The following is a 4,379-nucleotide window of genomic DNA, read 5'->3' on the forward strand; positions in this document are numbered from 1 at the left end:
GAGTTTATACATTTGAGAGTGATAATGAAGCAGGATGTATTAATACCGCAACGTTAAACTTAACAATTAACAATAGCACAACAACAGCAGCAGAAGATATTGCAGCTTGTGATAGCTATACTTGGAATGAAGTTATTTATACAGAAAGTGGAGTTTATACATTTGAGAGTTATAATGATTCAGGGTGTACAAATACTGCAACGTTGAACTTAACAATTAATAGTGGTGTAACAGAATTTACAGATATTATTTGTGATGATTTATTTGATAGTAATGGAGACCCTGTACAATCTATTGATTTGAATGATTATTTAAGTATTGATGCAAATGATGATGGGCAATGGATAAGTTTAGATACTTCGGGTAGCTTAATAACTGGCAGTACATTTAATGTTATTGATTTAGAAAATGGAATATATAATTTTACATATACATCTAGTCTAGGTTGTGTTTCAAATCTTTCTTTAGAAAAAGATTGTATTGTATTACCATGTGAAACAGAAGGTAGTATTGAGATTTCAAAAGTAGTTACAGCTAATAATGATGGCGTTAATGATTTCTTTACAATCTCAGAAGTTTCTTCTTGTGGGTTTACTACTGAAGTTACTATCTTTAATCGTTGGGGAAAAATTATATATCAATCAAATAATTATCTTAATAATTGGGGAGGATATCATAATAACTCTGGTTTAACGATGGGGGCAAACAATAAATTACCTGCAGGAACTTACTATTATGTTGTGAATATAATAGGAAGTGGTTATAGACCAATAACAGGATATATATATTTAGGAACTAATTAATAAAAATAAAACTATGAAGCGTTTAATTATAATTATAGTACTGCTAATTCTAGGGTTTGAATATTCTAATGCACAGCAATTGCCACAGTTCACACAATATATGTACAATACAATTGCTATTAACCCAGCATATGCAGGTAGTAGAGGAGCATTAAGTATTGTTGGTCTGAATAGAAACCAGTGGGCAGGATTTGATGGTGGGCCACAAACCCAAACGTTATCAATTCATTCACCTTTAAGAAATGAAAAAGTTGGGTTGGGATTGTCAATGATTAATGATAAAACAGGTTATGAAAACTTAACATATATTTATGGAGATTTTTCATACACTATTCAAGGGAATGATAATTTTAAAATTAGTTTTGGTTTAAAGGCTGGTTTAACTACTTACAAATTAGCAAGTGAACTGTATAATTCAGCTGTTAATGGGAACGATCAATATTTTAATGATAGGTTAGATAGATTAAATCCTAATTTTGGAGCAGGTATATTATTTCATAGTGAGAGATGGTATTTAGGTTTATCAGTTCCAAAACTTTTAACTAATGATTTAAATAATTCTGAGTATGCTGCTTTAGAAGTGGTTCATTATTACGGTATTGGAGGTTATGTTTTTGATTTGAATAAAAACCTAAAATTAAAGCCTTCATTTATGCTTAAATACACAAAAGGAGCAGCTTTATCAACAGATTTAACAGCAAACTTATTATTTGATGAGAAATTTTGGTTAGGAGGTTCATATAGAATTAATGGAGAACAGAGAGCGATTGGAGCTCTTGTAGATTTTCAAGTTTCTGAGCAATTTAGAATTGGTTATACATATGAAATACCAACGGGTGAAATTAGGCCGTATACAACAGGATCACATGAGATTTTATTAATGTATGAGTTTAAATACACGAAAAATAAAATGAAATCACCTAGATACTTTTAATCAGATAGAACTAAAATTATGAAAACTATAAAATTAGCAACAATTGTTTTTTTATTGATATGTTCATCTTCATTTGGACAATCTGGAAAATTAAAAAGAGCGGACAGACTTTATAACAGTTTTTCGTTTGTAAAAGCAATTGAAAAGTACGAAAAATTAATAGATACAAATTTTAATAAAAGTTATGCAACTCGAAAATTAGGTGATTCTTATATGTATTTAAGAAAACCTAAAGAAGCTGCTGAAGTTTATAAATATGTTGTACAACAAGAAAATGTACCAGCAGAATATTATTATTTTTATGCGCAAGCATTAAGAGGTATAGGTAATTATGATGAATCTAAAATATGGATTGATAAGTATAACCAAGTAGTAAGTGAAGATTCAAGAGTTATCGAGTTTTTAGATAAAGAGGATTTTATTAATGAAATGTTTAATTTGAAAAAGCAATATTCATTAGCTAAAACTAATTTTAATACACCATTTAGTGATTTTGGAGCCGTTGAATATAATGATGAAGTTGTATTTGTTTCTTCAAAAGATGAAGGAGTTTCCACTAAAAGAAAATATGCCTGGAATGCACAGCCGTTTTTAGATCTTTATCAAGTAAATAAAGAAGGTTCTGCTGAACAATCTAAAAAAATTAATGGAAATGTAAATTCAATTTATCATGAAGGACCAGCTTCTTTTTCTTCAGATGGGACAAAAATGTATTTTACAAGAAATAATTTTTTCGAAGGTAAAAAAGGATTAGATAAAGAAGGAATTAATAATCTTAAATTATTTAGTGCGGAGTTAGTGAATGGAACTTGGACCAATATTAAAGGAGTTCATTTTAATAATGATGAATATTCTGTTGGACATCCTTCAATAAGTAATGACGGGAAAAAATTATATTTCACATCTGATATGCCAGGAGGAATTGGAGGTGCTGATATTTATGTTGTTGCTATTAATGATGATGGAACGTTAGGAACTCCAAAAAACATGGGTAATGTTGTAAATACAGAAGGAAATGAAATGTTCCCATTTATTCATAATGAGGGCACATTGTTTTTCTCTTCTGATGGACATGTTGGTTTTGGATTGTTAGATGTTTTTGCTACAATTGAAGATAAAAATAACGATGTTGTAAATATTCTAAACCTTGGAGAACCTGTAAATAGCTCAAAAGATGATTTCTCTTACTATTTATCGGAAGAAGGTTTTGATGGGTATATATCATCAAACAGAGATGGAGGAGTAGGAGATGACGATATTTATAAATTTACAAGAATACCACCATTAATGCTTAAAGGTCAAATTTTTGATGACGCTAATAATGAACCTATAGTAGGCGCGAAAGTTGTTTTAAAAGATGCTAATGGTGAAGAAATTGCGTATTTTATAACTGAAGCAGATGGCTATTACGAGCATATTGTTGACAGAGATGCTAACTTCTCATTAGAAGGCTCAAAAGAAAAATATACGAGTATTACAAAAGAATTCAATTCATTTAATTTAGATAAAGAAAAAGAATTAGTCGTTAATTTAAATGTAGGATTAAAACCTATTGAAGATGTTGTACTATTAGCTGATTTAGAAATTATTTATTTTGATTTGGATAAATCAAATATTCGACCTGACGCTGCTTTAGAATTAGATAAAGTTGTGAACTTAATGAATAAATATCCAGGTATGGTAATTAGATTAGAGTCACACACTGATAGTAGAGCAAATGATCAATACAATATAGCGTTATCTAACAGAAGAGCAAAATCAACATACGAATATATAATTTCAGAAGGGATTGATGCCAGTAGAATAACAAAGTATGAAGGTTTTGGAGAAACTCAATTGGTTAATAAATGTTCTAATGGTGTATGGTGTTCTAAAGCAGATCATCAATTGAATAGAAGAACAGAATTTGTTATTATAAAAATGAAATAAAAATTTAGCAGTCGTACAATAAGAAGCTTTGATTATACTACCGTTGTGGGGACGACAATTTCTCAAGTTATTATTTGCGGCTGCTTTTTTAAAATATTTAAAGAGCTTTTCCAGAATTTATTATAAATTCTGGAAAAGCTCTTTTTTTGGAAAAAAAATTAATAGAGTTAAAGAGAAAATTTAAAAGAGACTTACTAGTTATAATGCTTTTAATTTTTTTAACTCAGTGTGATTATACTTTTAATTTGTAACTAGCAAAACATTCTAGCATAATCACTTCTGAGTCTTCATTCTTACTTTAATAACTATTATTCAAACTATATTAATGAAATTAGGGTTTTTGAATTTTCAATTTTTTTTAAAAATCATCAAACTTACTTTTGCATAAAACTAAGTTTGATGATTTTGCTGTTTAATTAATCAAATAGGGGTTGTATTTGGGGTTGATTAATCTTGGGACAATATGTCAAATCAAATTTCATGAATTTAATTTGGGGTTATGAAATTTTAACACTGCTAAATTACAATAAATTATTTATAAAACAAGAAATAAATCAAATAATTTACCATTTATCAGTAAAAAACAGCCATTCATTAGTAATAACACGTATTTTGTTATTTTTTAATTAAATCATTGCAACAATCCAGCTCGCTTAAGTAAAGCATGATTTGTTGGTTTTTGACCTCTAAATTTAATATATAAATCCATTGGT

3 protein-coding genes are annotated in these 4,379 nt (G+C 28.6%); all 3 read left to right on the forward strand.

Annotation, left to right across the window (positions count from 1 at the left end; all coding sequences use genetic code 11):
* Nucleotides 1-803: gliding motility-associated C-terminal domain-containing protein (locus tag Q0352_RS01845; RefSeq protein ID WP_299522706.1), on the forward strand; the 803-nt coding region annotated here is incomplete at its 5' end.
* Nucleotides 804-816: 13 nt separating this feature from the next.
* A complete protein-coding gene (locus Q0352_RS01850; RefSeq protein ID WP_299522709.1) occupies nucleotides 817-1,737 on the forward strand; it encodes a type IX secretion system membrane protein PorP/SprF in 921 nt (306 codons plus the stop codon).
* Nucleotides 1,738-1,755: 18 nt separating this feature from the next.
* A complete protein-coding gene (locus tag Q0352_RS01855) occupies nucleotides 1,756-3,666 on the forward strand; it encodes an OmpA family protein (RefSeq protein ID WP_299522712.1) in 1,911 nt (636 codons plus the stop codon).
* Nucleotides 3,667-4,379: the final 713 nt, after the last annotated feature.

The organism is uncultured Lutibacter sp., from assembly GCF_937891065.1.
GTDB lineage: Bacteria > Bacteroidota > Bacteroidia > Flavobacteriales > Flavobacteriaceae > Lutibacter.